At 63.6% G+C, this 308-nt stretch carries 1 protein-coding gene; it reads right to left on the reverse strand.

Annotated features, from left to right (window positions below):
• The coding region (locus tag ELR45_RS22910) for a helix-turn-helix domain-containing protein (RefSeq protein ID WP_420813936.1) at positions 1–277 on the reverse strand (277 nt) is incomplete at its 3' end.
• Positions 278–308: the final 31 nt, after the last annotated feature.

Consider the following 308-nt stretch of genomic DNA (forward strand, 5'->3'; position numbering starts at 1 on the left):
GCGACGCGTCCGCCAGGATGGCGTCACTGACGCCGTGCGAGCCGATCGGCTCGTCCAAGAGACCGGCGCGGACGTAGAGCGCCTCGGATGAGATCCGCAGCGCCTTGGCGATCTGCTGGAGCACATCGGCCGAGGGCTTGCGCAGCCCTCGCTCGATCTGGCTCAGGTAAGGGTTGCTCACCCCGGCCATGTCGGCGAGCTGCCGCAACGAGAGCTGCGCCGTACGCCGCTGCTCCTTGAGGAACTCTCCGATACTCGCTTTCGCCATACCCACCACTATAGCTAACAATTGCAAGCATTTTGCAAAC

The sequence above is a fragment of the Phytoactinopolyspora endophytica genome (assembly GCF_004138495.1).
GTDB lineage: Bacteria > Actinomycetota > Actinomycetes > Jiangellales > Jiangellaceae > Phytoactinopolyspora > Phytoactinopolyspora endophytica.